Below are 24,452 nucleotides of genomic sequence, written 5' to 3' on the forward strand. Positions count from 1 at the left end.
ATCATTCGTTGTTTTTCAACATACTGCGCACCGTGACGCCCGACAGCAGGACGGCCACGGCGGCGAAGGCGGCGAGAACGGCCAACAGGTCGGCAAAACGGAACTCGACGGGGTAACTCTTCGTGAGGAACGTCTCGGCGGGAATCTCGATCAACCCGAAATGCTGCTGCACGAGGCTCGCGCCGACACCCAGCACGACACCGACGGCGGCTCCCAGACCGCATATCAGAAATCCTTCGGAGCGGAACACGGCCCGTATCAGTCCCGTGTCGGCCCCCAGCGCCCGGAGCGTCGCAATGTCGCCCCGCTTCTCGACGATCAGCATGGCCAACGCCCCCACTACCGAGAACGAGGCGATGACGAGCACCAGCAGGGCGATGAAGAAGATGCCCCACTTCTCGTAGGCCATGATGCGGTAGAACGAAGCGCGGAGTTCGTCGCGCGTGCGGACCCGGAAGTCGTCGCCCACGGCCTCGGCGACGGCCCGGCGGACCCCGGCGGCATCGGCCCCCGGATCGAGGCGCACGACCAGCGACGAAGCGCGGCCCGGGTAACCGAAAAGCTCCTGCGCCAGCCGCAGTGACGAGAGCATATAGGTGCGCTCGGTGTCGAGGTCGAGCGTATAGACCCCGCCCACGGGCTCCGTGCGGCGCGTGTAGTTCTCCAACGGCAACAGCGACGAGAACGAACCCCGGCGCACGGCGTAGAGCGTGACATCGGCGTCGGCCAGCGACCGGATACCCAACATCCACGCCATAGACTGTCCGATGACCAGTCGTTCCAGATCGCCCAGACGCACCCGCCACTCCCCGGCCGACACGGCGTCGCCCAAGGCGAACACCTCGGCATAGGCGTCATCGACGCCCCGCACCGTGGCGGTGGCCTGACGCCCCCCGTGTTCGAGCAGGGCGCTCTGTTCGAGCGTGAACGACAACGCCCCGACGCCCGGGATGCGCCGAAGCGCCGCGGAGTCGATCTCCCCCTGTGCGAAAGTCTGCCCCTGCCGCGGAGTGACGGTCAGGTCGGCGTCGAAAGCCGAATACATCGACTTCACCAACGACTCGAAGCCGTTGAAGACCGACAGCAGGATGATCATCGCAGCGACGGGCATCGCAACGGCCGCGACGCTCAGTCCCGCGATCAGGTTGACGACCGACCGGGATTGGGACGAAAAGAGGTAGCGGCGGGCGAAGAGCTGCGGCAGCATGGTCCGGTTATTCGTTCTTCAACGCTTTGTCGATATTCTCGATGTATTCCAGGGAATCGTCGAGGAAGAACTGGATTTCGGGGACGTTTTTCAACTGGTTGCGCAGCCGTTGGCCCAGGGCCCGGCGGATGAACCAGTTCTGATGTTCGAGACGCTGCATCACTTCGTCGCTCTGCTCGAAGGGGAAGATGCTGACGTAAATCTTGGCGTAGCTGAAATCGGGCGAAACACGCACGGCCGTGACCGTGACGAGCGCACCGCGGACGATCTGCGCCCCCTCCTTCTGGAAGATGTCGGCGGCGTCCTTCTGGATCTGTTTGGCGATTTTCTGCTGACGGGTGGTTTCCATAATCTGCTGTTTTTACAACCCATATTTGAAGACCTCGCGGTTCTTCTCCCTCTTGGGTCTCGGTTTCCAGGTCTCGAAGCCCTGTTTGTTGAAGCGGTAGTTGAGCCCCACGGAGATCGTGAGGTTGTCGAGCGGAGAACGCAGCGGCGTGGCCCAGAAGGGGTTTTCCGACCCGTCGCCGACATTGTCCGAATATTTGTTGCGGTTGCGGACGATGTCCGAATAACCGAAGTAGTAACGCACGCGGAAATTCAGTTCGAAACGGCGGATCAGGAAGGCGATGCCGCCGCCCCCGGCCAGCCCGTAACCCCAGCGGTTGTCGCGCGGGAGCTTGAAATCGTAGGTTCCCTTCCAGTCGGAAGCCCCGTTGGCCCGCGCCTGCTCGTTCTCGTAAGTCGAAGAGAAGTTATAGGAGAAGGTCGCGGCGGCCTCGAGGTAGACGCGCATGCGGTTGCGGAACATGTAGACATGGGGCTGCCAGACGACCGGCAGCACAATCGAATTGACATGCCGCGAATAGTAGAGATAATCCTTCTTCTCCTCGACCAGCGAGGCGTTGGGCGCGAACGAAAAGCCCTGCTGGAGAAATTCGAGATCGACGCCGAAGCCGCCCACGAAGCGCTGCGTGCCGTAGTAACGCCACGAAAGGCCGCCGCTGTACATGCCCCACATCGCCCGCATCTCCTGCTGGGGCTGGAAGCGGCCGTTGCCCATGCCGTAGCCCACCGTGAAGCCGAGCGTATGCTGCGCCGAGGCGCCCTGCCACGCGGCGAGAGCGGCGAAGGCGAGGAGCCCGGCAATGATATGTCGTTTCATCGTCATCCTACCTGAAATTATTGAACATGCCGCCCGCAGCGTTGAAATTGCTGTTCTGCTGCTGGCGCTCCTGCTCCTGACGGTTCTTTTTCGGGCCCTCTTTGAGCCGTTTCTCCTCCTCGCGGCGCAGGCGCTGGGCCTCGCGCTCGTCCAGCAGGCGCGAAAGAGACTGCATCGTGACCGGTGCGAAGATGCGGTTCATGTCCATCGTGAACTCGATCTCCCAGTTGGTCTTGGTGGCGAAGGTGTCCTCGCCCTCGTCGTTGGCATAGATCTCGGCCCGCTCGGGCTGGCGCCGCTCGACCAGATTGCCCGTGTCCCACTTGCCGTTGCCGTTCCGGTCCTCGATGATGCGGAACTTGATCTCGCCGGCCGGAACGTAATTGAACTGGATGTCGCCCGTCGTCACGTCGCGCCGCTCCTGCTTGAGGGCGTTGTTGCCGTCGAGCAGCTGGACGATGTATTTCGTGCCGTCGTCACGACCGTTGACGTGGATCTTCACCGTGGCGAACTTCTCGGGGTCGAGGACCGTGTATTTGCCGACGATCGAGTCGTTGGAAAGGCCCGCAACGTCGGTGATGGCCCCCGCGGGGATGGTCAGCGTATATTGTCCGGCCGTCTTCCACGGAGCGCGGATGTACCATTTGCGCAACTGTCCCGTATCGCGCACCATGTGCACGGGAACGTCCTCGACCGAATTGTCTTCGAGCAGGCGCGTCAACAACAGGCGCGACGAATCGACCGACACCAACGGGTAATCGAACTCCGCGGTGAGGTGGTTCTCGGGGTTGATGTCGCCGGAAGTGGGGAGTTTGACGGCGAAGGGATTCGGCTTTTTGGGCTCGACCCACTCCTCGCCGGCGGCCTCGGCCTTGCGGCGGTCGCGTTCGAGCTTCTCGCGCTCGCGCTCCTGCTCCTTGGTCTCGATCAGCCGCCAGGCGAGTTTCAACGGCTCGGTGACCTCCTGCAAGCGGTTGACCGTATCGTGCTTGAAATAGGTGATCTCACCCTTGATCGTATCGGGAAGGTCGGCCGAGGGGACGTTGAACCACAGGGCGATCGTATCGCGGCCCACGGTCTGAGGATCGAAGATGACCCGGTCGGCGGGGATGCTGTCGAAACGCAGGGCGGTGATCTTCGGGTGCGCCGACGCGAAATAGAGCATCGCCTTATGCTGCTGGGGCCGCTCGGACTCCGAAAGCATCTGCCGGCGGAACGCCTTGTCGGTGAACATCCGGAAATAGAGCTGCGGCTCGGCAGTCACGTACTGGCGGATCGAATCGTACCACATGGCGAAATCGGGCATCTCGGCCGGGTTGTAGGTCTTTTCGAGGAAGCCCACCTGGTCGCTGCCCGGATCGTACATCTGGTTGTCGTTCTTGTCCTGGACGGCGTAGACCCGGTAGGGGATCGGCTTGAGATTCTGGGCGATGAAGATGCCGTTGTTCTCGGCGCGGGCGATCGACGCAGGCTTGTACTTGAACACCGTGGAGTCGTATTCGGCGACGTTCCCGACCGAATCGGCCGGGAAGAACCAGATGAAGGTCTTCGACACGGAATCGGCTTTGTAACTGTCGGCCGTATAACCCGTAAGGAGCATCGAGTCGATCTCGGGACCCGTCGAAAAGACGTAGCGCATCGAATAGAGCGGGTTGCCCTCGTTGTTGTCGCGGATGGCGCTGCCGAAGTTGAGCGAATAGGTCGTGTTCGGAGCCAGCGTGTCGCGCAACTGGATCACGATGCCCCGGCCGCGCAGGGTGACCGTGGGTTTCTTCTTCATGGCCGGAGAGGTGAAGAACTCCTTCTGCTGGTCCTTGAGCTGCACGAACTCGTCGAACTCGATGTAGATCTTCTCGTGGCCGACGAGAGGCCGGTTGACCGAATTGTTGTCGGGCGTCATGTTCACGATGACGGGCGGAAGCGAGTCGCGGGGACCGCCGGTAGGGGTCATCATGCTCGCGCAACGGCTCAGAAAGGCCGACACGAAGAGCAGCGCCACCGCAAGGCGCAGCAGGTAAAGGGTATGTCGCGGCGTATTCATCGGCGGCGTGGTTGTGTTTGCGTTTGCGAATCCTTGTCGGGGTCGGGGTCGAGCGCCGGATTGACGACGACCCAACCGTCGGGCTCCTCCGTGTCGATCCACTGCTGCACCCACGGCCGGAAGAGGACGGAGAAGGTCGGCGGAGCCCCTTCGAGATCGACCTCCTTCTTCGTGTAGGCATAGAGCCGATCGACGCGATCGACCACGACCACCATCAGCGTCCCGGTCGAAACCTGCATCTTATAGAGCGACGAACCCTCCTCCTTGTAAGCCGTGAAGTTGGGGTTGGAGCGCGTGAACGAATCGTCGTCCTTCGAAGTGATCTTGCCCGCAACGGCATCGTCGTAGGAGGCGATGTACCACGCCACGGTGTCGGCGGCGAAGGCATAGGCTTTCAAATTCGAAATCTCCTCCGCGGCACCGCCCTCCTCGCTCTGGACAGCGGGATCGATGAAGCAGTCGAGGTAGGTGGGAGGCGTATAGAATTCGTTGTAATAGCTCCAACTGCCGTCCTTGTAGGAAAAGCCCTCCTTCCACGGCTTGAAAGGCAGCGTCACGTACAGGGTCGGGAGGTTTTCGGTCAGTTCCTGCTGGGTGTAGGCGTAGATCCGATGCTCCGTATCGACGGCCAAGACCATTTGCGTAGCGTTCGACATCGACATCTGGACCCATCCGGAAGTTCCTTCGCGCTCGTAGGGCCCAGCCGTGACGAAGGGCGAAAGGCGTTCCGAAGGGTTGCCTTTCAGGCTGGCGACGCCCTCCAACGCATCCGCGTAGGACGCGACGGTATAAAGAGTCGTGTCGGCGTCGAAAGCGTAGGCTTTCACCCCGTCGAGCGCCAGGTACGGATCGCCCGACAAGTCCTGCACGAGGGGCTTGATCACGTAATTCGTCGTGGTTGACACGTCCTTGAAGCACCCCGTCAAGAGCGCCGCGGCGGCGAGAAAGAGTATCGTTCGTCTCACGTTCATCTTCTGTTTATCGGTTACGCAGCGCATCGAGCATCTCCCCGACGGTGACTCCCGTGACGGGATGGCGGTGCCGGCGCATGATCTCCGCGAGCGGCTGCAATGCGAACTCCCGTTCGGCGAGCAGCGGGTGGGGAACCGTCAGGCGCTCGTCGTCGATCACCTCGTCGCCGTAGAAGATGATGTCGATGTCGATCGGACGCGACGAATAGGCGGCGCCCGACGAAGCCTTCTCGATCGCCTCGGCGGCGCGGTTGCGGCCCAATTCGCGCTCGATCCCCTGGCAGGCGTCGAGCACTTCGAGCGGCGAAAGGTCGGTCGAGACCTCCAGCGCCTGATTCGAAAAACGCTGTGCGGCCGGGAATCCCCACGGCTCGCTCTCGTAACGGTGCGAACAACGCAGGACAGCCCCCACGCGGGAGTTTATCAACTGCTGTGCCGTTTGCAGGGTGCGCTTCACGTCGCCCTGGTTTCCGCCTAAAAGAAGTGCCACACGTGCCATAACTCACAAATGTTTTATCATCTTGCTCACCGAGAGGGCAAAATGGGTGAAAACGATCGTCGGGTTGCCGTTCTGTGCGATCTGCGCGGAGGCGCTCTCGATCTCAGCGATCAACGGCTCGATGTTCTGCGAACCGACGAAAGGGGCGAATTTCGAACAGAAGGCCAGCTCCTCGCCCCATAGGTAACTGATTTCGCGGATGCCCGCATGGAGCATGTAACTCTCGCGCAGAAGCCGTGCCGCATCGCGCAGGAAAGCCCGCTGCTGCTCGCGCGAAAGCTGTGCCGCATCCTCGGCCCAGGAGACCAGTTCGAGGTGTTTATCGTTGTAGCTCAGGCGCATCAGGCCGCAGAAAAGGTCGAAATTCTCTTTCCGCAGCGCATCGCTCTCGCCCGCGACCAGGTGGTTCAACTCCAAGAGGTCGCCGCCGGCCAGACGCGCCATGTTGCGGGCCTGCAACGGGTCGGAAACACCCCTCTCCGCAGCGACCCGCGCCAACACGTCGGGAGCGATGCGCGGCACGGCAACCTCCTGCGTCCGCGAAATGATCGTCGGCAACAACCGGTCGGGCTGCTCGGAGACCAGAATGAAAAGCGTCCGCTCCCAAGGCTCTTCGAGGATTTTGAGGATCTTGTTGGCAGCCTCCTCGTTCATCGCCTCCGGTAGCCAGATGAGCATCGTCTTGTAGTCGGCCTCGAAGCTCTTGAACGAGAGTTTGCGGATGATCTCGTCGGCCTCGCGGGCCGCGATCATGCCTTTGAGCGTCTTGCCCAGGTCGAGCCGGTCGTACCAGTCCTGCGGCGAAACATAACCGCCCCGTTCGTCGAACAACGTGCGGAACAGGGGCAGGAACTCGTCGCTCCGCATCACCTCGCCGGACTTCTTGCCCTGTTTGTTCACGGGAAAGACCAGATGCAGGTCGGGATGCGCCAGCGATGCGATCTGTTTGCAGTCGGGACACTCGCCGCACGAGTCGCCGTCGCGGCGGTGACGGCAGCAGAGGTACTGCACATAAGCCACGGCCAACGCCAGCGCCCCGGAACCGGACAACCCCGTGAAGAGCTGGGCATGGCTCACACGGCCGGCATCGACCGACTGTGCGAGATGTCGTTTCAGATCGTCCTGTCCTATGATGTCCGCAAATCGCATCTTATTTCTTCTTTTTCAGCACCGAGCGAAGCATGGCCCCCAAGTCGATCCGCTCGCGGCGGACGAGGTAGGCGGCGTACAACGCAAAGAGCACTATATTAAACGCATAGCTTACGAACATATTGCCCGTGCAGGAGGTTACGGCCTCGCAAGCGGCGAAAACGGCGAGCGCCGCGGCGACATACTCGCCGATGCGGCGCCAGTCGTAGGGCGTCGGATAATAACGGCGGTTGAGCCACCAACTGACGGCGACCATCGCCGATTCGCTCGCCAGACGTGCCCAAGCAGCCCCGTAATAACCCCACAACGGGATGAGCCACAATCCGAAAGCGAGCATGGCGACGAGTCCCGAACCCGTGACCACGATGGCCAGCGAGGTGCGCTCCTCCCGTTTGTACCAGAACGAGAGGTTGAGCCAGACGCCCGTGAGGACATTCGCCCCCAGCACCACCGGCAGGATGAAGATGCCCTCGCGGAAATCCCGCCCGACGATCAGCGCGAAGAGGTCGCGGAAGAGCGCGATGCCGAGGAAGATCAACATCGAAGCCATGACGTAATATTTCAACGCCGCGGCGTTCATCTGCACGAAATCCGACTTTTTGAAGTTCGAGAGGAAGAACGGCTCGGCGGCGAGGCGGTACATCTGGTAGAAGAGCATCATCACCACGGCGATCTTCGTGATGGCGCCGTAGACGCCCAACTGCGCCATAGCCCCCTCGGGAACGAGGTATTTGATCAACTGGCGGTCGATGAACTCGTTGGCCGTACCGGCCAATCCGCCCACCAGCAACGGCAGCGAATAAGCGAAAACAGCGGCCAAAAGTACCCAGTCGATCTTCGGGACCGTGCGATCGACGGTGGTCAGAATCGCCAGCCACGTCACGACGCTGGCGGCGAGGTTGGCGACGAAGACCCATCCCACGCCGAACTCCGAGGCGAAAAGCCCCGCGGCGCCGAATCCGAAAGCCAAAGCCACGTTCAAGGCCACGTTGAGCGCTTTCAACCCCACGAAAGTCATGGCCCGGCCCTGTTCGCGCAACCGCGAGAAGGGGATGCAGGCCCAAACGTCGAAAAGGATGATCAGCCCGACGCAGACGACATACTCCGGATGCGACACATACGCCTCGCCCATGACGCGAGCGATGCCGTTGCGGAAAAAGGCCATTGCGAGGAAAAAGACCGCAGCGGCGAGCGACGTGATGCCCCATGTGGTGGCGAAAAGCCGCCGCTTGGCGGCCTTCACCTCCCCGCCCGCCTCCTCGGCCTTGGCCGAAAAACGGAAGTAACTGGACTCCATGCCCATCGTCAAAAGGGTGAGCGCCAGCGGGATGAGGGCATAGACATCCGTCACGATGCCGTAGGTCTCCTGCCCGAAAATACGGGTGTAGTAAGGCGTGAGCAGGTAGCTCAGGAACCTTACCACGATGGTACTGATACCGTAGACGGCGGTTTGTTTGGCCAGTTTTTCGAGCATGACGAATGTTTATAGCTTGCAAATATACGAAATTTACCGGGAAAAGCTCTTCTTTCTTTGAAAGAAGGGAAAAAGAGGACTGTACTTTTGATGCCAAAAGTACCAAAAGCACGGGCTTAAAAAGCCCGGTTTACGGGCGAAAGCCGGCTGGCTCGCTGACCAGCCGGTTCTGCGCTCCCGAACCTACGCTGAAAACCGCCTCTCAGGCGGGGAGATCAGAGCCATTTTTTGTACTTGAAGTACCAGATCGTCAGGGCCGAACAGAAGATCATCATGCCGATGGCGAAGATGTAACCCAGAGGGATATTCCAACCGTTGCCGAGCTTCAGCATCCAATCCAGCTCGGGCATGAACTTGAAGTTCATGCCGTAGATCGAGGCGATGAGCGTCGCGGGCATGAAGATCACGGCCGCCACGGAGAAGATCTTCACGATCTCGTTCTGCTCGATGTTGATGAGACCCAACGCAGCGTCCTGGATATAATCGAGTCGCTGGAAGCTGAAATCGGCGTGGTTGATCAGCGAATTGACATCCTTGATCATCAGCTGCAAGCGCGGGTAGATGTCGTTCGGGAAGCGCTCCGAACGCAGGATGCCCGACAATACGCGCTGGCGGTCGAAGATGTTCTCGCGCAACGACATCGTAGACTCCTGCAAGGCGCTGATGCGGTGCAGCACCTCCTTGTCGATCGAATCCTCGGAGTTGATGTCCTTCGACAACGCCGCGACCTGCTTGGCGATCAACTCCACGAGGTCGGCATCGAAGTCGATGCGCACCTCCAACAACGAAATGAAGAGGTGGTAACCCGTCGAATAACTGCGGTAGTTCATCTGGAGCCGCTTTTCCGTCTCGCGGAAGGTCCGGAACTCGGCGTTGCGCACCGAAACGAGCACGCCCTCGTTCGAAATGATGAACGACACCGGCTCGACGATGAACGAATCGCCCGTGGGAACGAAGAAGTTCGAATTGGAGATGATGGCGTTCTCGTTCTCGGAGTATTTCGATGTCGATTCGATCTCCTCGACCTGCTGTTTGGTCTGAAGGCTGATCTCCATGAAGTTCTCGACGGCTTTCTGCTCCTTGATCGTGGGCAGCAGCATGTCGATCCACAGGATGTCGTCGTAACCCAACTCGTCGAAGAGCTTGGTATCGGCGTTCCGGATGATCTTGTTGTATTGTTTGAGGTAAATTGTAATCATAAGACGCTCTCTTAATGTTCGTGAATCCGTTTACGTGCAGAGAGGCGGAAGTCCGTCCGCTAAGCTCTTCAGCCGGGATTGGCTCGCGGAGCCACCTTGAGCCCCGAATCCCAGCACTTTTTGAGCGCCTTGTCTTTCTGATTGTCGAAAATGTAGTCGAAATGGGCGAGACCCGCGTAAGCAAGCCCCGGATCGGCCGAAAAAGCCGAATCGAGAACCGCCTCGTAACCGTGTTCGAGACCGAAGGTCAGCGCATGTTGCAAAGCCTCGACCGTCTCGGGCTCCACGTCGCCGTGCGCCACCCAGAGGGCGAAGGCGCAGGGGAGTTTCCCGAAAGGCTTCCACGCCGCCACGAAAGGATCGTCGTCGGCAAGCAACGCCTCCTTCGCGGCAGGGACCCCGCCGACGCAGTATTCGGTGACGATGCGCACATCCTCCAACGAGGGCACGGCGGCGGCAGGCACCAGGGCGATGTCGGCTTTACGGTCGGAAAAAATGCGGATCGACTCTTCGGGATCGGACAACAGCAATTCGGCGCGGAAGTTACCTTCGCGCTGGATACCATAGATGAATGGGGTCGTGCTGAGGCACGACACGACGGCTATACGTGGAACTATGACCATCATCCATACGATGTAAAACTGTTGGTTCGCGAAACAAAGGTACGACAAAATCCCGAAGTTTTTCCATAAAATTTAGAAAAAGTGCATCGGGGTCTTGACAAGGGGGTATCGGCTGTCGTATATTTGCCGAACGATTCACAACCGGCCGGCAAGGACGGCAAAGTTATCGACATCGGGAAACGCTTCTGTTTCCGCATTTTGTGAATTGTTACCCCCGTTTATCGACAAGTTTTCAACCGTTTTATCAACAACCCGGCCGCCTCTGTGTCTGTGCCACCGGAAGCGTCGAAAGCATCCGCATGCCGCATTGCGCCGCGTTCTGCGGCGAACCGAATACAGTCATCTTTCTTAAACATCCATTATGCTATTTACACGAATTCCGCAACAGTACGCCCCCTTAGGCGGGGAACTCCGCTATGCCGTCAGTCAGGAGGCGGCCGGAAACATCGACATCCGCATCGTCGATGCGGCGGCCGGGCCCGCAGAGGGAATCGGCGCAGCCGTCTCGCCCGACGGCGCAAACGGAGCCGGCACAGCCGGACAGACCGGCGACGGGAGCGCCCTGCTGGGCGCGAAACGGTTCGCGGCGGTGACGGAGGCCGGATTCGACATCGCACCCTATCTGCGCCGCCGCGTGCAGTTCGTCCCTGCGACGGGCGGCACGGGATTTCACCCCGCGGCGGGCCGGACGGTCACGGTCCACGTCGAAGCAGCGGCGACGGGCGGAGCCGTCGAAGCCGTCTCCCCGGCGCGCACGTTCCGGCCCGGCGCCGAAGCCGCCGAAGCACCCTGCCTGCTGACCTCGATGCCCCTCCGGCGTCTGATCCCCGAGGGAGCGTGCGACGAACTGACGCTGCTGACCGACGGCCCCTGCACCGTGACGGTGACCGCGATGGCCGGGGACACCGCCGCCGCAGAGAGTTACCGTGCGGCGGAAGCCGGGCTGCACATCTTCCGCCTCGACCTGCGCGACTTCCCGGATGCGGAGACGCTGACGGTCGATGCCGGGGCCTGCGGCACGGTGGTTTACACCGTGATCCCGGCCCGGCAGGAGGCCGTGCGGCTCGCCTGGCGCAGCCGTGCGGGGTCGGTCGAACACTACTCCTTCCCCGTCCTGCAAACGGAGGTCGTCCGGAGTGTCCGGCAGCAGGCGTACGGTCCCGACGGACGCACGGCGGCGACGGCGGAGACGGACCGCGAGACGGTGCTCGTGTCGGCCTACGAAGGACGGCAGGTGCTGGAGGCCCTTGCGGAACTGACATCGGCCCCGGAAGTCTGGATCGCCCGGGACGACACGTACACCCCGGTGGATATTGCCTCCGATGAAGCCGTCGTACAGCGTCACGGCACGCTGAACTGTCTGGAAATCGCCGTTCGTCCCAAACGCAAAACCCGCACGTCATGGAACTGAGAATCGACGGACAGCCCTGCGATCTGGGCACGAAGAGCATCGCCGTACCCGGTTACGATGCGTCGAAGCTGGCCGGGCCGGAGACCTGCCGCGAGGGGAGGTCGCTGAAAATCACGATCCCGGCGACGCCCCGAAACGATGCCGTGACGGCCTTCGCCGGGGACCCCCATGCCGCCGGGCGGTTCAATGATGCGCTCCACACGGCGGAACTGACGGCAGAAGGGGCGGTGCTGATCGGCGGAACGGTGCGCCTGCTGGCCTCGTCGGAGGCGGGCTACACGCTCGAAATCCGCGACGGCGGTGCCGGATGGGCCGAAAACGCCGCCCGCAGGATGTTCTCCCGGCTGGGCGTGGCGTGGCAGGGAGAGCTAACGCCGACGACGATCTTCGAAAGCTGGACGGATGCGTCGCCCGTGAAGTTCTTTCCCGTCCACCGCGACGAATACGAACAACAGAACGGCTCGCAGGACCTGCTTCCGGCCGAACGGCTTCTTTCGGTGGAGGACTACCACCCCTTTCTGCACATCGCCACGCTTGTCGGCCAAATCTTCACCGAAGCGGGCTACGGCGTGAAGAGCCGCTTTCTGGAATCGGAGTTCTTCCGCTCGCTCTACATGAGCGGAACCTACTCCTCGCGCGACACCACGGCGGCCGCCAACCGCATGGGATTCGCGGCCCGGAGGCTGGCCCCGGCGACGGCGACGGCCAACGAACTGGGACGGGTCGCGGCCAATCCCAAGGCGATAGCCAACACGGTGGGGAACATCGTCGAAACGGCCACGCCGCAAAGCGTCGATGCGGACGGCGAGGCAGTCAGCGGACTCTACAACAACGGCAACTGCTTCTCGACGGAGAACGGGAAGATCGTTTTCACGCCGCCCGCGGAGATCAGCGTCGGATTCGAATACCGCCTGAAATACACCACCGCGCACCGCATCGTCTCCCGCACGCGGCTCAAAGGATTCGACACGGTATATCTCGGGCCGGGATCGGAATTCCGCTTCGAACTGGCCAACCGTTACAAGGACCTGCGCGACGCGATCGCCCCGAACTTCACCTACCGTGCGCTGGTCTTCGATCACGCCGCAGGGGCGCAATACCGCCTCGTCTATGTCCGCAACGGCACGGCGGACACGGTGTGGACCGATTTCGCGGCCCGCTCGGCGCAGGTCACGACCCCGGCATCGGGAACCGTAGCCCAACCGACGCTGATGGTCCGCAGCGGCTCGCAATGGGTGCCCTACACCGGGGACTGGGCGCTCTACAACGGGTATGTCGGCGAGACGGGCGAAACGACCGTCGAGGTGCGGCTCCGCACGGTCGCCGAAAGCGTCTCGCCGCAGTCGCCCAAGTACTTCAACCAGATCTATTTCGCGGGAGCCGAGGAGGGGATGAAGCTGACGCTGCACAAGGAATGCGCGCTGCGCCCCCGGTTCCTGTCGGGTCCCGGATTCGGGTCGCGGATCGCCTTCGCCGACGTGGCGCAGCACCGCATCCGGCAGGCGGAGCTGCTCGAAGCGCTGGCGCATCTCTTCAATCTGCGGTTCTACACCGAGGAGGCGACCCGGACGGTGTGGATCGAACCCGAAGGGGAGTTCTTCGGAGCGGGTCCCGAGGCGGACTGGAGCCGCAGGACGGATTTTTCGCAGTCGGTCGAACGGCGGGAGATCGCCCCGGAAATCCACGAGGTGCGGACATGGCGCTATCAGGACGGTGACGGAGCCGTGACCCGTTTCGACGCCGGAGAGGAGTCGCCGCTGGGGTCGTGGAGCTTCGAAACCGGACCGTACGCCGCATTGCAGGGCGAAAAGACGGTGCGCAACCCGCTGTTCGCCCCCTCGCTCAACTCGGCGGGGCACTACCTCAACGCCCCGTCGGCGCTGATCCTCCGGGTCGGAGACCGCGACGATGCGGAGGAGGACGGCACCAACTTCACGCCCCGGATCGTCCGCTACGCCGGGATGCGTCCGCTGCCCGCGGGCGAACGCTGGGGGTATCCTTCGGGGCAGGCCGAATATCCGCTGGCGGCGTTCCACCTCGCGGGAGACGAGGGGTTCACGCTCTGTTTCGAGGACCGCGACGGGCAGGCGGGACTGCACCGCTACTACGACCGTCAGGTGCGCCGGGAGGCCGCCCGCGAACGTATCACCCTCTCGCTGCGGCTCGCGCCCCACGAGTTCGAAGCGCTCTTCACGCCCGGCACGGGAGCCCCGGAAATCCGCTCGGTCTTCCGCATCGACACCGGAGCGGGCGTGGTGAGGGCCGCACTCTGCGCCGTGGGCGACTACGACCCCGAAAAAGCCTCGGTGCGCTGCACGTTCGACCGGCTGACGGAGGACTGACGATGACGCGGCACGACGAAATGCTGGCCGAAACGGCTCTCCGCGAGGTCAGGGGACTGGGGACCGCGGAGGCCGTACGGCGGCTGTTCGAAATGGGGCTCATCAGCCGCCGGGAGTGCGAACGGCAGGCCATCCGCGACGAGGTGCGGCGGCTCGAACGGGAGGGAGTGCCCCGCTGCGAAGCGCTGGAAGCGGCGGCCGGAAAATACTGCTGCTCCTATGAAAAGGCGCGCAACGCATTTTACACCAATTACAAAAACAAATCATGAAATCGGAAATTCAAATCAACAATTCAGCCGAAGTCTGCCGGATCGACATCGAAGGGACCATCGGCATCCCCGAGGAGTGGCAGTTCGACGATCCCGAAGCCCGGGTGGCGACCTACGAGCGTTTCAGCAAAGCCCTGCAACGCATCGCCGGGATCGAAGCCCCGGAAGTGGTGGTCAACATCCGCTCGACGGGCGGCGACGTGAACGACGCCCTGCTGATTCACGACGCCCTGCGGCAACTGCCGGCACGCATCACCACCCGCTGTTACGGCTACACGGCCTCGGCCGCGACGATCATCGCGCAAGCGGCCTCGGAAGGGTGCCGCGAAATCTCAGCGAACGCCCTCTATCTGATTCACACGGCGGTCTGTGCAACCGAGGGAAACGCCGCGGAGATCGCCGGAAAACTCGATCTGCTGCACCAGACCGACGCCCGCATCGCCGCGGTCTACGCCGCCCGTTCGGGACGCCCGGCCGAGGAGTTCGAGGCCCTGATGGCCGAGAACAACGGCAACGGCCGCTGGCTGTCGCCCGAAGAGGCCGTTGCGGCGGGGCTCGCCGACAAAGTGGTCGAAACCGCCGGACGGTCGTCGTCGCTGGCCCGGAACATCGCCCGGGGCTGGGAGCGTCTGCTCGCCGGCATCGGCCTGCGGCCCGGAGAGGAAGAACCCGCCGACCGCAGCGTGCTGCACTCCGGCGAAGAGGTGCGGGCCCTGCAACGGCGCTCGGCCGTCGTGTCGGACGAAACCCGCCAACGCTTCGGAGCCACCGTCACGCAACCCCGCGAAGACCCCTCGTACGGCGACACGGTCCGCTCGGCAAACGAGCGCGCCTATGCCGAAGACGCAAGGCGATTCCGCGGATAACAGCGGAACCGCAATTAAAAATTGCCCTTACCAAAAGTGAGGTCAGGCAAAACCAAACAACCCAAATCAAACAAACATTCAAAAACAACAATCACCATGACCTATCTCGAAAATTCGAAACAGTACACCGGAACCGATCTCGAAAACATCTTCTTCCGCCCGATGCTGACCGGACCGTCGGCCCAGGAGCTCGGCGTGCGCGTACTCTACAACATGCCCCAACCCACGCACATCCAGCTCTGGGACGGACAGCGCAACATCCTCCAGAAATTCACCTCCGCAGGCTGGACGGGAGGCGCCCCGGCAACCAAAAAGGAAAAGACCGTCAACCTCAGCCGCGTGAAAGCCGAACTGGGATTCTCCGCCGCAGACTACTTCTCGATGGTCTACGAAAAGATCACGGCGATGGCGAACGTCAACATGGACGACCTCTCGGGCACAGACCTCGAACAGGCCGAAACGACGCTCTTCAGGCAGGCCCTCGCGGAAAACATCCGCGCCACGATGTGGATCGGCGACACGACCGCCACGTCGGGCTACAACACCTTCGACGGATTCCTGAAACAGATCAAGGCCCAGGTTGACGACGAGGTCATCTACAACTTCACCTACCAGGAGGCGTCGCTCGCCGACCCGGCCTACGTCGTGGAGCTGTTCGACAAGCTGTGGAACAAATCCGACCTGCGCGTCCAGGACCTCAAGGCCGACGGGCAGCTGGCGTTCTTCGTCACCTCGGACCTCTGCCACCTCTACGAGAAATACCTCGATTCGAAGGGCGCCGACGCCGCCTACACCGACACGGTGAACGGCCGCCGGAACCTCGCCTACCACGGAATCCCGGTCATCGATCTGCGTCTGGGCGGCTACCTCGCGGGAAGCTCCTACCACCAGTCGTTCGGCATGCTCACCGACCGCCGCAACCTCGTGCTGGCGGTCAACACGGCCGACATGCCCGGCAACGAAGTGCGCATGTGGTACAATCCCGACGAGATGGAGAACCGCCAGCGCGCGGTCTTCATGGCCGGAAGCCAGATCCTCGACACGGACCTCATCACCTACGCCTACAAACAGTAACCCGACCCGGGACCGGGCGCCCGCAGGGAGGTTCCCTGCGGGCCGCTGCGGCCCCGAATCCGAAACAACGCCATGAACAAAGCGAAAAAAATCAAAACCGCCGTAGGGGTCGCCAACCGCACCGACCCCTACTTCGCGCTGGGGACGACACGGGTCGAGAGCGACCGATTCTGGCGCTGGGGCGACGACAACCTCTTCCCGGCGGCGCTGGCCCTGATGGCCCGGCGCTCGACGACCCACCGACGCATCATCAACGACAAAGCCGACTACATCTCGGGCAAGGGATTCACCTGCGACGAAGCCCGGGAACCGCGGCTGGCGGCGTTCGTCCGCCGCGTGAACGGCAGCGGCGAAAGCCTGAGGCAGGTGCTCAACAAACTGGCCTTCGACAAGTCGCTGTTCGGCAACGCCTTTCTCGAAATCGTCACCGACGAGGAGCGCTCCTTCCTCTCGCTCTACCATCAGGACGCCTCGCGCTGCCGCGTGGCCCGCGACTCGGAACACATCCTGCTCCATCACGACTGGGCGGCGTTCAAACCCGCCGAAGCGCGGTCGCTGCCCCTCTATCCGCAATTCGAACGGCAGGAGGACGGCTCCATGCGCTCGATCGTCCACTACAAGGACTACGAACCGATGTTCGAACACTACGGCGTGCCGCCCTACATCGCGGGTTTCAGCGTCTCGGCCATCGCCTGGAAGACCGACCGCTGGAACATCTCGCGGCTGGACAACTCGTTCCAGCTGTCGGGCGTGATGATGCTCGACTCGTCGGTGGACAACGAGGCCGAAGCCGAACGCATCGTACGCCTCGCAGAGCAGAAATTCGCCGGGAATCCCGGGCAGGTGATGTTCGTCATCCGCGACGGGGGCGAAGACGACAATTCGCGCTTCATTCCCATCGCCGCGCAGAACGAAGGCGACTGGCAGGCGCTGCACGAACAGGCCGTCGGGGACATCGTCGTGGCCCATTCGTGGTTCCGGACCCTGAGCGGACTGGACTACGCCTCGGGATTCAGCGCCGAGCGCATCCTCCACGAATACGAAGTGGCTTTGAACACGGTGATCCTGGCCGAGCAAGCCGAACTCACCGAGCCGATCCGCACCGTCATCGCCTCGGTGCTGGGGCTCGACACGGCGTCGCTGCAAATCGTCAACCGCCCGCCGACGCGCTCGAAACCCATCTACATGAAGGTCTGGGAGGCCCGCAAGGCCGACGGACTCGACTACGACCCGGAAGATCCGAAACAACAGGTTTTCCTCTCGGAAATCACCAAATACAATATCAAGAGCATCGAATGAAAACCCTCATCACACCTTTGCAGGTCCTGCGCCTCGCCTTCGGCGGCGGGGATTACCTGCCTCCGGATAGCGTCACCGAAGCCGACATCGCCGGAGCCGAACAGCGCCACATCGTCCCGGTCGTAGGGCGGGCGCTCTACGAAAAGCTCCTCGAAGGTTCCTACGCCGGATTCCGCGACGAATACCTCGCGGCCCCGACGGCCCTCTTCACCCGTCTCGCCCTCCAATCGCGGCTCGACATCAGCACCGGGCAATGCGGCACGACGGCCCCCAAGACCGCCTGCGGCCAGCCGGCCGGCGAAGCGGCGCTCCGAGCCCTGCGACGCAGCCTGCGGACTCAGGCCCGGACGCTGCTGCGCCGCGCCGGAGAACATCTGTTCGCACACCGGGACGAATTCCCGGAATACGACCCCGAAAACGACACGCTCAGACGCTGCACGACCGATGGAGGCTTTGTTCAGATTCATTAGCGGCGCGGCGGCGGGGATCGCCGCCCTGTTCGCCCCGATCGGGCCGCTGATAGCCACGACCGTGGTTTTCATCGGCGTAGACTTCCTTTCGGGCGTGGCTGCCGACCGCGCCACGGCCCGCCGCGAAGGCCGCGCCTGGTATTTCGAAAGCTGCAAGGCGTGGCGCACGGTGGTCAAACTCACGCTGGCGGTCACGGCGATCGCAATGGCGTGGCTGATCGACAGCTGCGTACTGGATTTCATGCAGCTGAACGTGGCGAAACTCCTCACGGGGTTCACCTGCGGAGTGGAGCTGTGGTCGTTCCTCGAAAACGCCGCGCAACTCTCCGACGCCCCGCTGTTCCGCTGGCTGCGCCGCTACGTCCACCGCCGCATCCGAAAGGAGGCAGGCGATGAGTAGAGGGTTGGCGAACTGCAATCCGGGCAATATCCGTCAATCGAAAGTCCGCTACAAAGGCGAGGTGCGCCCCTCGCGCGACCCGGCCTTCAAACAGTTCGAATCGCTGGCGTGGGGATACCGGGCGATTTTCGTCCTGCTGCACACCTACCGGGTGCGGCACGGACTGCGAAGCATCCGCGAGATGATCTCGCGCTGGGCCCCGCCCTCGGAGAACCGCACCGAAGCCTACATCCGCGCCGTGTCGGCCGACACGGGCATCGGTCCCGACGAGGCGTTGGAGACGCTCGACCCGGCGACGATGGTTCCCGTCGCGGCGGCCATCTCCCGCGTGGAGAACGGCACGGCCGCCGACCCCGACGAAATAAGGCGCGGCTGGGAGCTGTTCGTCGGTTGATTTTCACTATATTTACACCCGAATAGACCACTCCCGATGAAACTCTCCTGCCTGCTCGCGCGGCTCGACCGCATGCCCGTCCTGAAACTCCTCGTACCGTTCGCGGCCGGAATCGCGCTGGCAGGCCGATACGAACTGCCCCTGTGGTTTCTCGCAGGGGCTTTCGTATGCACGGGAGTCATGGCCCTGCTGCTCCGCTCGCAGGCGTCGGCCGTGGGGATGCTCCTCACGGCGGGATTCGCCGCGGCACAGCTCCGGACGCCTTCGCCCACCGTGCCGCGGGACATCGGAACCGTCTACGAAATCACCGTGGAGGGATTTCCCGCCGACCGTGGCCGGTATGCCACGGCCGACGCTTCGGTGGCGGCATGGCGCGACCCCGCGGACGGGCATTGGCACCCCTCCGACGCCCGGGTCCGGCTCTACGTCGATTCGCTCACCGACCTGCAACCTGGCGAACGCCTCCGCTGCCGGGGTACGGTGCGGCCTTTCCGGGGCGGAGCGGAGAGCTACCGCCGCCTGATGCGGCGAAGGGGCTATGCCGGAACGCTGCGGGTCTCGGAGCGGACGATCCTCGAACGCCTGCCGCAGCAATACGCCGGATTGCACCGCACCGCCGTCGAACGCCTCGCCCGGCTGCCGATGAAGCCGGAGGCCGCGGCCATCGTCGAAGCGATGGCAGCCGGAGAACGGCGGGGCATCACCCCGGAACTCCGCGCCCGCTTCTCCCGCAGCGGACTTTCGCACCTGCTGGCCGTGTCGGGACTTCACACGGGGATCGTCTTCGTACTCATCAACGCCGTGCTGTGGTGGCTGCCGCTGCTGCGCCGGGGACACCTGCTGAAAAACCTGCTGGCGGCCGGGGCCGTGTGGCTCTTCGTCGCGGCGGCGGGATTTCCGCCGAGCGCCGTGCGGGCCGCCGTGATGTGCACCGTCTTGCAGGCGGCATTGGCCTCGGCCTCGGAATACGTCGGGATGAACGCCCTCGCAACGGCGGCGTTCGGAATGCTGCTGTGGAATCCCAACTGGTTAGGGGACATCAGTTTCCAGCTCTCGTTCCTCGCCGTGGCGGGTATCCTCGCGTGGGGCGTGCCGCTCTGCCGCCGCTGCCGGACCCGGTGGAAAGGGCTGAACGTCGTGATCGACGCCTACCTGATCGGTCTCGCCGCGACCCTCGCCACGGCGCCGCTCGTCTCCCACACCTTCGGCGTCGTGCCGCTGGCAGGACTGGCCGTCAATCCGCCGGCTATCGCGCTGGCCGGGGTCGTGGTCTTCGGCGGGGCGCTGTGGATGCTCGCTCCGGTCGGGGTCCTCGCTCCGGCGTTCGGATTCGTGACGGGCACGGCGGCCGGAGGGATCGACGCGCTGGCCCGGCTGACCGCCTCGCTGCCGGGCGGAGCGGCGAATTACACCCTCGGAGGATGGCAGACAGCGGCCCTGTACTTCGTCTTCGTCCTTGCGACCGCCGCGGCATGGAGTGCCGAACCGAAAAAAAGCGTACCTTTGCGGACGTGATAACGTCCGAAGAATACACCCTCCTGCTGACCGGCGAGGTGCAGCGCGCCATCGCCGCCGCCCGGGACCGCGACCCGATCGAAGTGGCGAAGGACCGCCGGGTCCCCCATGCACGGCTGGTCGCCACGCAGGTCAAATACCTCGCGCGGGCCGCCCAGAAGCTCCCGTCGTATGCCGCGGCGCAGTGCATCCTGCCTCCGCTGGCTTTCGAGCAGGCGTCGAGCGAGGCTTGCGCCGCCCACAAACGGATCGGGGGCGACACGGTGCTGGACCTCACCTGCGGACTGGGCGTCGATGCGTTTTTCCTCAGCCGCCGTTTCGGCCGCGTGGTGACACTCGAACGCAACGACGTGCTGGCCCGGGTGGCCGCCGAGAATTTTTCGCGGCTGGGCGCGACGAATATCGAGGTCGTGAACACCTCCGCCGAGGAGTATCTCCGGCGCGACGGCCTGCATTTCGACTGGATCTACACCGATCCCGACCGCCGCTCGGCCGAGGGCCGCAAGCTGGTGCGGCTGGAGGATTGTTCGCCCGACATCATCGCCCTGAAACCGCTTCTCGACCGGGTTTCGGGGCGTCTGTGCATCAAGAATTCCCCGCTCTTCGACATCGGCGAGGCCCTGCGGCTCTTCCCCGACAGCCGCGTGGAGGTCGTCTCGCTCGACGGCGAATGCAAGGAGGTGCTCGTCTACGCCGACGGCATGGGGCCGCTCGTCACCGCCACGGCCCTCGGGCACGGCTCCTTCTCAGCCCGGCCCGGCGACACGGCGCCCGAACCGGAAACGTTCGACCCGGCGTGCTGCCGCTGGCTCGTGGTCCCCGACGTGGCCCTGCAAAAAGCCCGGCTGGTCCGGCTCCACCTCGCGGGAAAGGCCGCCGTCTGGAGCGAAAACGGCTACGGATTCGCCGCCGAAGAGCCGCAGGTAGTGCTCGGACGGGTCCATGCCGTCGAGCGGATCGAACCCTACGATCCCAAACGGTTGAAACGCGAACTGAAAGGCCGCGGGGCCGAGGTGCTCAAACGCGACTTCCCGCTGGCGGCGGAGGAGCTGATGCGCCGTCTCGGGCTGCATCCCGGAGCGGAACTGCGGCTGGCTTTCACGAAAATCGGGAACGATTTTTGGGTTATCCGCTTAAAATAACTATATTTGCCTGATTTCCAACGACCTCTTATGAAACTCAGCGAATTCCTGACATACTTCACCGACACGATCTTCCGGCGCGACGTGAACGAATGGCGCAACCCCGTCGTGCGGTGGCTCGTGCAGCAGTACCGCCTGCTGTTCTACACGGCGCGGGGCCTGCTCGAACACGGGACCATCGTCCGCTCGGCGGCGCTCACGTTCTACACGCTGATGTCGCTGGTGCCGATCGTCGCCGTGGTCTTCGCCATCGTCAAGGGATTCGGACTCGCGGAGGGCCTCACCGAAAACCTCTACGCCCTCTTCCCGCAGAATCCCGAGATCATCGACTACCTCGTCGGTTTCGCCGAAAACGCCCTGGCCCGCACGCAGGGCGGCGTGGTGGCCGCCGTGGCGCTCGTGACGCTCTTCTGGGCCGTGATCCGGGTCTTCGGGTCGATCGAAAGCGCCTTCAACAACATCTGGGAGGTCAAGGTCGAACGCAGCATCACCCGCCAGTGGACCGACTACATCGCCGTGGTGATGATCGTGCCGATCCTTTGGATCGTGGCCAACGCCGTGGGCAAATATGCCCAGGAACTCGTGGGATTCGACGACAGCTGGTATTTCGAACTGCTGTCGCGGCTGGCCTCGATGATCGTGATCTGGGTGATGTTCACCTTCCTCTACATCATCATCCCCAACGCCAAGGTCCGCTTCGGCAGCGCCCTGATGGCCGGCATCGTCGCCGGAACCATCTTCCTGCTGTTCCAATGGGGCTATGTCTACGTCCAGCGGTGGATGACCTCCTACAACGCCATCTACGGCAGTTTCGCGGCCCTGCCGCTGTTCCTGATCTGGATGCAGACCTCGTGGGAGATACTCCTCTTCGGCGGCGAGCTGTCGTTCGCTTACCAGAACATAGCGCGTTTCGGCGAGGAGCGCGAATCGCTGCTGATCAGCTACGACCAGCGCCGCAAGGTGCTGCTGGCCGTGATGCTCACCGTGGTCCGGAACTTCCGCGACAAGGGCGGGGCCATGCCCGCGGACGAGATCCGCGCACGGCTCGGCCTGCCCACGCGCATCGTCAACGACGTGTTGTTCCAGCTGGTGCAGGCCGGGCAGCTGATCGCCGTGCGCAGCGGTGACGGCGAACGCGAAACGGCCTTCACTCCGGCCCACGACATCGCGTCGATGACCGTCTACGGGGTGTTGGAAGCGGTCGAACGGTCGGGACAGACCACCTTCGACCTCGGACAGACGCCCGAACTCGCCCGCGTGGACCGCGAACTGGAGATGCTGAAAGACTCGGCCCGCCAGTCGCAGGAGAACGTGCGGCTGACAGAACTGCTATAAAATTAAAAATGAAAAATGAAGAATTAAAAATGAGACCCTGACCAGGAAACATCCCGGAAACGAAAATCGGGAAAAGTTCGATTTTTAATTTTTCATTCTTAATTCTTAATTCCATGAAACGTGTCGTCATCATCGGCAGCGGGAACCTGGCGGAAGCGCTGGCCCGCGCGGTTGCGAAAAGCGGCCTCGAACTCGTGCAGATCTTCGCCCGGAACGCCGAACGGGCCCGCATCATCGCGGAGCTCACGGCTACCGACTGGGCGACGCATCCCGGGATGCTCGCCCAAGACGCCGACATCTACCTGATCGCCGTGAGCGACAAGGCCGTGGAGCACGTCGCCGCGACGCTTCCCATCCCCGAGGGCGCCGCCGTCGCCCACACGGCCGGAAGCGTGCCGCTGGCCGCCATCCCGGAGAAATTCGCCCGCCGGGCGGTCTTCTACCCGATGCAGACCTTCACCAAGGGCCGCGAAGTCGATTTCTCGGTCATCCCGGTCTTCCTCGAAACCCCTTCGGCAGAATTGCACCCGGAGTTGGAGGCGTTCGCCCGGCAGCTCTCCGGCACGGTGATCTGGGCCACCTCCGAGCAGCGGGCCCGGGTGCACCTCGCGGCGGTTTTCGCCTGCAACTTCGCCAACCACATGTATGCCGTCGGCGAACGCATCGTGCGCGATGCGGGGATTGATTTCGACGTGCTGAAACCGCTGATCGCCGAGACCGCCGCCAAAGCCTGCGACGCCCGCTCGCCACTCGACGTGCAGACGGGACCCGCCGTGCGCAACGACTTCGCCACGAAGGCCCGCCACGGCGACCTGCTGTCGTTCGACCTCCGACTGAAAAACATCTATTCAACTATAAGTCAAAGCATATGGGAAACTTCAAAGAAGATATAGCACGCTGCGGGGCGTTCGTGTTCGACGTTGACGGCGTGATGACCGACGGGGGCATCATCCCCACGGCCGACGGCGATTTCATCCGCCGCTACAATGCCAAGGACGGCTACGCGCTGGCCTATGCGATCAAAATGGGTTACAAGGTCTGCATCATCACGGGAGGCCGCGGGCGGACGCTCGAAAACCGCCTCCGGATGCTCGGCATCCGGCACTTTTACATCGACTGCATGGATAAGATCACGGCACTCCGCGAATACCTGTCCAACGAAGGTCTGGACCCGCAGGACGTGATCTACATGGGCGACGACATCCCTGACCTGGAGTGCATGCGCGCGGTCGGAATTCCGGTGTGCCCGGCGGACGCCGCGGCTGAGGTGATCGAGGCTTCGCGTTACGTTTCGGAGTTCCGGGGCGGCGAAGGCGCCGTGCGCGACATCGTCGAGCAGGTTCTCCGCGCCCGCGGCGACTGGGCCCGCGATTCGCAGGGCGTCACCCCCTCGTCGCTCGCCGCATCGCGGTAACATAATCCCTGAAACAATTTCAAAACCGACCTGAACGATGAAAAAACTGATCCTGACCCTGTTGTGCGTATGCACGGCCGCCGGACTCCGGGCCCGGAGCAACGAATGGCTCGATCCCGCGGTGAACGAAATCAACCGCCTGCCGATGCGGGCTTCGTATTTCGCCTACGAATCCGCAGAAGCCGCCCGGAAG

General features: G+C 63.0%; 24 protein-coding genes. 14 read left to right on the plus strand and 10 right to left on the minus strand.

Annotated features, from left to right (window positions below):
* Position 1 precedes the first annotated feature (1 nt).
* The 10 genes from WMO46_RS03075 to WMO46_RS03120 all read right to left on the minus strand — a co-directional run bounded on the left by WMO46_RS03075 (position 2) and on the right by WMO46_RS03120 (position 10,328).
* Positions 2-1,207 (minus strand): FtsX-like permease family protein, encoded by a 1,206-nt coding sequence (locus WMO46_RS03075; RefSeq protein ID WP_349093762.1) that lies wholly within the window; start codon positions 1,205-1,207, stop codon positions 2-4.
* A gap of 7 nt (positions 1,208-1,214) precedes the next feature.
* A complete protein-coding gene (rbfA, locus tag WMO46_RS03080) occupies positions 1,215-1,556 on the minus strand; it encodes a 30S ribosome-binding factor RbfA (protein ID WP_195499042.1) in 342 nt (113 codons plus the stop codon).
* A 12-nt stretch (positions 1,557-1,568) separates the two neighbouring features.
* On the minus strand, positions 1,569-2,378 hold the full coding sequence (locus WMO46_RS03085) for an outer membrane beta-barrel protein (RefSeq protein WP_019151804.1): 810 nt from the start codon (positions 2,376-2,378) through the stop codon (positions 1,569-1,571).
* 1 nt (position 2,379) lies between these two features.
* Positions 2,380-4,413: an Ig-like domain-containing domain gene (locus tag WMO46_RS03090; protein WP_302987483.1), complete on the minus strand. Its 2,034-nt coding sequence runs from the start codon at positions 4,411-4,413 to the stop codon at positions 2,380-2,382.
* Positions 4,410-5,384 (minus strand): hypothetical protein, encoded by a 975-nt coding sequence (locus tag WMO46_RS03095; RefSeq protein ID WP_349093763.1) that lies wholly within the window; start codon positions 5,382-5,384, stop codon positions 4,410-4,412. The genes WMO46_RS03090 and WMO46_RS03095 overlap by 4 nt, the downstream gene beginning before the upstream one ends.
* 7 nt (positions 5,385-5,391) lie before the next feature.
* Entirely contained in the window at positions 5,392-5,883 is a 492-nt protein-coding gene (gene folK, locus WMO46_RS03100) for a 2-amino-4-hydroxy-6-hydroxymethyldihydropteridine diphosphokinase (protein ID WP_019151807.1), read from the minus strand.
* 3 nt (positions 5,884-5,886) lie between these two features.
* Positions 5,887-7,032, minus strand: a complete 1,146-nt coding sequence (locus WMO46_RS03105; RefSeq protein WP_019151808.1) for a DNA polymerase III subunit — start codon at positions 7,030-7,032, stop codon at positions 5,887-5,889.
* 1 nt (position 7,033) lies between these two features.
* Positions 7,034-8,506: a lipopolysaccharide biosynthesis protein gene (locus WMO46_RS03110; RefSeq protein ID WP_019151809.1), complete on the minus strand. Its 1,473-nt coding sequence runs from the start codon at positions 8,504-8,506 to the stop codon at positions 7,034-7,036.
* Positions 8,507-8,721: 215 nt separating this feature from the next.
* The gene (locus WMO46_RS03115; RefSeq protein WP_019151810.1) at positions 8,722-9,705 is read right to left on the minus strand and encodes a magnesium transporter CorA family protein; all 984 of its coding nucleotides are present in this window, start codon (positions 9,703-9,705) and stop codon (positions 8,722-8,724) included.
* A gap of 68 nt (positions 9,706-9,773) precedes the next feature.
* Positions 9,774-10,328 (minus strand): ABC transporter substrate-binding protein, encoded by a 555-nt coding sequence (locus tag WMO46_RS03120; protein ID WP_349093764.1) that lies wholly within the window; start codon positions 10,326-10,328, stop codon positions 9,774-9,776.
* A gap of 361 nt (positions 10,329-10,689) precedes the next feature.
* Here WMO46_RS03120 and WMO46_RS03125 point away from each other — a divergent pair, with 361 nt between their 5' ends.
* From WMO46_RS03125 to WMO46_RS03190, 14 genes are all read left to right on the plus strand, one after another.
* The gene (locus tag WMO46_RS03125; RefSeq protein WP_302588672.1) at positions 10,690-11,739 is read left to right on the plus strand and encodes a hypothetical protein; all 1,050 of its coding nucleotides are present in this window, start codon (positions 10,690-10,692) and stop codon (positions 11,737-11,739) included.
* A complete protein-coding gene (locus WMO46_RS03130) occupies positions 11,730-14,081 on the plus strand; it encodes a hypothetical protein (protein ID WP_129651168.1) in 2,352 nt (783 codons plus the stop codon). The genes WMO46_RS03125 and WMO46_RS03130 overlap by 10 nt, the downstream gene beginning before the upstream one ends.
* Before the next feature lie 2 nt (positions 14,082-14,083).
* Positions 14,084-14,350: a hypothetical protein gene (locus tag WMO46_RS03135; protein ID WP_129651166.1), complete on the plus strand. Its 267-nt coding sequence runs from the start codon at positions 14,084-14,086 to the stop codon at positions 14,348-14,350.
* Positions 14,347-15,216: a Clp protease ClpP gene (locus WMO46_RS03140; RefSeq protein ID WP_129651164.1), complete on the plus strand. Its 870-nt coding sequence runs from the start codon at positions 14,347-14,349 to the stop codon at positions 15,214-15,216. Before WMO46_RS03135 ends, WMO46_RS03140 begins: the two co-directional genes overlap by 4 nt.
* A 96-nt stretch (positions 15,217-15,312) precedes the next feature.
* Positions 15,313-16,290 (plus strand): hypothetical protein, encoded by a 978-nt coding sequence (locus WMO46_RS03145; RefSeq protein WP_019151816.1) that lies wholly within the window; start codon positions 15,313-15,315, stop codon positions 16,288-16,290.
* A 72-nt stretch (positions 16,291-16,362) separates the two neighbouring features.
* Complete coding sequence (locus WMO46_RS03150; protein WP_129651162.1) at positions 16,363-17,589, plus strand: phage portal protein; 1,227 nt, start codon at positions 16,363-16,365, stop codon at positions 17,587-17,589.
* Complete coding sequence (locus tag WMO46_RS03155) at positions 17,586-18,059, plus strand: DUF6712 family protein (RefSeq protein WP_019151818.1); 474 nt, start codon at positions 17,586-17,588, stop codon at positions 18,057-18,059. The genes WMO46_RS03150 and WMO46_RS03155 overlap by 4 nt, the downstream gene beginning before the upstream one ends.
* Positions 18,034-18,459, plus strand: coding sequence for a phage holin family protein (locus tag WMO46_RS03160; protein WP_019151819.1), 426 nt, complete (start codon positions 18,034-18,036; stop codon positions 18,457-18,459). Before WMO46_RS03155 ends, WMO46_RS03160 begins: the two co-directional genes overlap by 26 nt.
* A complete protein-coding gene (locus WMO46_RS03165) occupies positions 18,452-18,853 on the plus strand; it encodes a structural protein P5 (RefSeq protein ID WP_129651160.1) in 402 nt (133 codons plus the stop codon). Before WMO46_RS03160 ends, WMO46_RS03165 begins: the two co-directional genes overlap by 8 nt.
* Before the next feature lie 36 nt (positions 18,854-18,889).
* On the plus strand, positions 18,890-20,368 hold the full coding sequence (locus WMO46_RS03170) for a ComEC/Rec2 family competence protein (protein ID WP_349093766.1): 1,479 nt from the start codon (positions 18,890-18,892) through the stop codon (positions 20,366-20,368).
* The gene (locus WMO46_RS03175; RefSeq protein WP_349093767.1) at positions 20,365-21,510 is read left to right on the plus strand and encodes a THUMP-like domain-containing protein; all 1,146 of its coding nucleotides are present in this window, start codon (positions 20,365-20,367) and stop codon (positions 21,508-21,510) included. Before WMO46_RS03170 ends, WMO46_RS03175 begins: the two co-directional genes overlap by 4 nt.
* A 30-nt stretch (positions 21,511-21,540) precedes the next feature.
* Positions 21,541-22,845, plus strand: a complete 1,305-nt coding sequence (locus WMO46_RS03180) for a YihY/virulence factor BrkB family protein (RefSeq protein WP_196018044.1) — start codon at positions 21,541-21,543, stop codon at positions 22,843-22,845.
* 113 nt (positions 22,846-22,958) lie between these two features.
* Complete coding sequence (locus WMO46_RS03185; protein ID WP_196018043.1) at positions 22,959-23,738, plus strand: Rossmann-like and DUF2520 domain-containing protein; 780 nt, start codon at positions 22,959-22,961, stop codon at positions 23,736-23,738.
* Positions 23,714-24,259 (plus strand): KdsC family phosphatase, encoded by a 546-nt coding sequence (locus WMO46_RS03190; protein ID WP_019151839.1) that lies wholly within the window; start codon positions 23,714-23,716, stop codon positions 24,257-24,259. The genes WMO46_RS03185 and WMO46_RS03190 overlap by 25 nt, the downstream gene beginning before the upstream one ends.
* Positions 24,260-24,452: the final 193 nt, after the last annotated feature.

It is taken from the genome of Alistipes intestinihominis (assembly GCF_040095975.1).
Taxonomy (GTDB): Bacteria; Bacteroidota; Bacteroidia; order Bacteroidales; family Rikenellaceae; genus Alistipes; species Alistipes senegalensis.

Excerpts from the sequence above, each read along its gene's own strand:
- WMO46_RS03190 (WP_019151839.1), top strand. The coding sequence starts at position 23,714 with ATGGGAAACTTCAAAGAAGATATAGCACGCTGCGGGGCGTTCGTGTTC.
- WMO46_RS03085 (WP_019151804.1), bottom strand. The coding sequence starts at position 2,378 with ATGACGATGAAACGACATATCATTGCCGGGCTCCTCGCCTTCGCCGCT.
- rbfA (WP_195499042.1), bottom strand. The coding sequence starts at position 1,556 with ATGGAAACCACCCGTCAGCAGAAAATCGCCAAACAGATCCAGAAGGAC.
- folK (WP_019151807.1), bottom strand. The coding sequence starts at position 5,883 with ATGGCACGTGTGGCACTTCTTTTAGGCGGAAACCAGGGCGACGTGAAG.
- WMO46_RS03125 (WP_302588672.1), top strand. The coding sequence starts at position 10,690 with ATGCTATTTACACGAATTCCGCAACAGTACGCCCCCTTAGGCGGGGAA.
- WMO46_RS03150 (WP_129651162.1), top strand. The coding sequence starts at position 16,363 with ATGAACAAAGCGAAAAAAATCAAAACCGCCGTAGGGGTCGCCAACCGC.
- WMO46_RS03095 (WP_349093763.1), bottom strand. The coding sequence starts at position 5,384 with ATGAACGTGAGACGAACGATACTCTTTCTCGCCGCCGCGGCGCTCTTG.
- WMO46_RS03135 (WP_129651166.1), top strand. The coding sequence starts at position 14,084 with ATGACGCGGCACGACGAAATGCTGGCCGAAACGGCTCTCCGCGAGGTC.
- WMO46_RS03110 (WP_019151809.1), bottom strand. The coding sequence starts at position 8,506 with ATGCTCGAAAAACTGGCCAAACAAACCGCCGTCTACGGTATCAGTACC.
- WMO46_RS03115 (WP_019151810.1), bottom strand. The coding sequence starts at position 9,705 with ATGATTACAATTTACCTCAAACAATACAACAAGATCATCCGGAACGCC.
- WMO46_RS03090 (WP_302987483.1), bottom strand. The coding sequence starts at position 4,413 with ATGAATACGCCGCGACATACCCTTTACCTGCTGCGCCTTGCGGTGGCG.
- WMO46_RS03180 (WP_196018044.1), top strand. The coding sequence starts at position 21,541 with ATGAAACTCAGCGAATTCCTGACATACTTCACCGACACGATCTTCCGG.
- WMO46_RS03165 (WP_129651160.1), top strand. The coding sequence starts at position 18,452 with ATGAGTAGAGGGTTGGCGAACTGCAATCCGGGCAATATCCGTCAATCG.
- WMO46_RS03120 (WP_349093764.1), bottom strand. The coding sequence starts at position 10,328 with ATGGTCATAGTTCCACGTATAGCCGTCGTGTCGTGCCTCAGCACGACC.
- WMO46_RS03185 (WP_196018043.1), top strand. The coding sequence starts at position 22,959 with ATGAAACGTGTCGTCATCATCGGCAGCGGGAACCTGGCGGAAGCGCTG.
- WMO46_RS03155 (WP_019151818.1), top strand. The coding sequence starts at position 17,586 with ATGAAAACCCTCATCACACCTTTGCAGGTCCTGCGCCTCGCCTTCGGC.
- WMO46_RS03160 (WP_019151819.1), top strand. The coding sequence starts at position 18,034 with ATGGAGGCTTTGTTCAGATTCATTAGCGGCGCGGCGGCGGGGATCGCC.
- WMO46_RS03130 (WP_129651168.1), top strand. The coding sequence starts at position 11,730 with ATGGAACTGAGAATCGACGGACAGCCCTGCGATCTGGGCACGAAGAGC.
- WMO46_RS03075 (WP_349093762.1), bottom strand. The coding sequence starts at position 1,207 with ATGCTGCCGCAGCTCTTCGCCCGCCGCTACCTCTTTTCGTCCCAATCC.
- WMO46_RS03170 (WP_349093766.1), top strand. The coding sequence starts at position 18,890 with ATGAAACTCTCCTGCCTGCTCGCGCGGCTCGACCGCATGCCCGTCCTG.
- WMO46_RS03105 (WP_019151808.1), bottom strand. The coding sequence starts at position 7,032 with ATGCGATTTGCGGACATCATAGGACAGGACGATCTGAAACGACATCTC.
- WMO46_RS03140 (WP_129651164.1), top strand. The coding sequence starts at position 14,347 with ATGAAATCGGAAATTCAAATCAACAATTCAGCCGAAGTCTGCCGGATC.
- WMO46_RS03145 (WP_019151816.1), top strand. The coding sequence starts at position 15,313 with ATGACCTATCTCGAAAATTCGAAACAGTACACCGGAACCGATCTCGAA.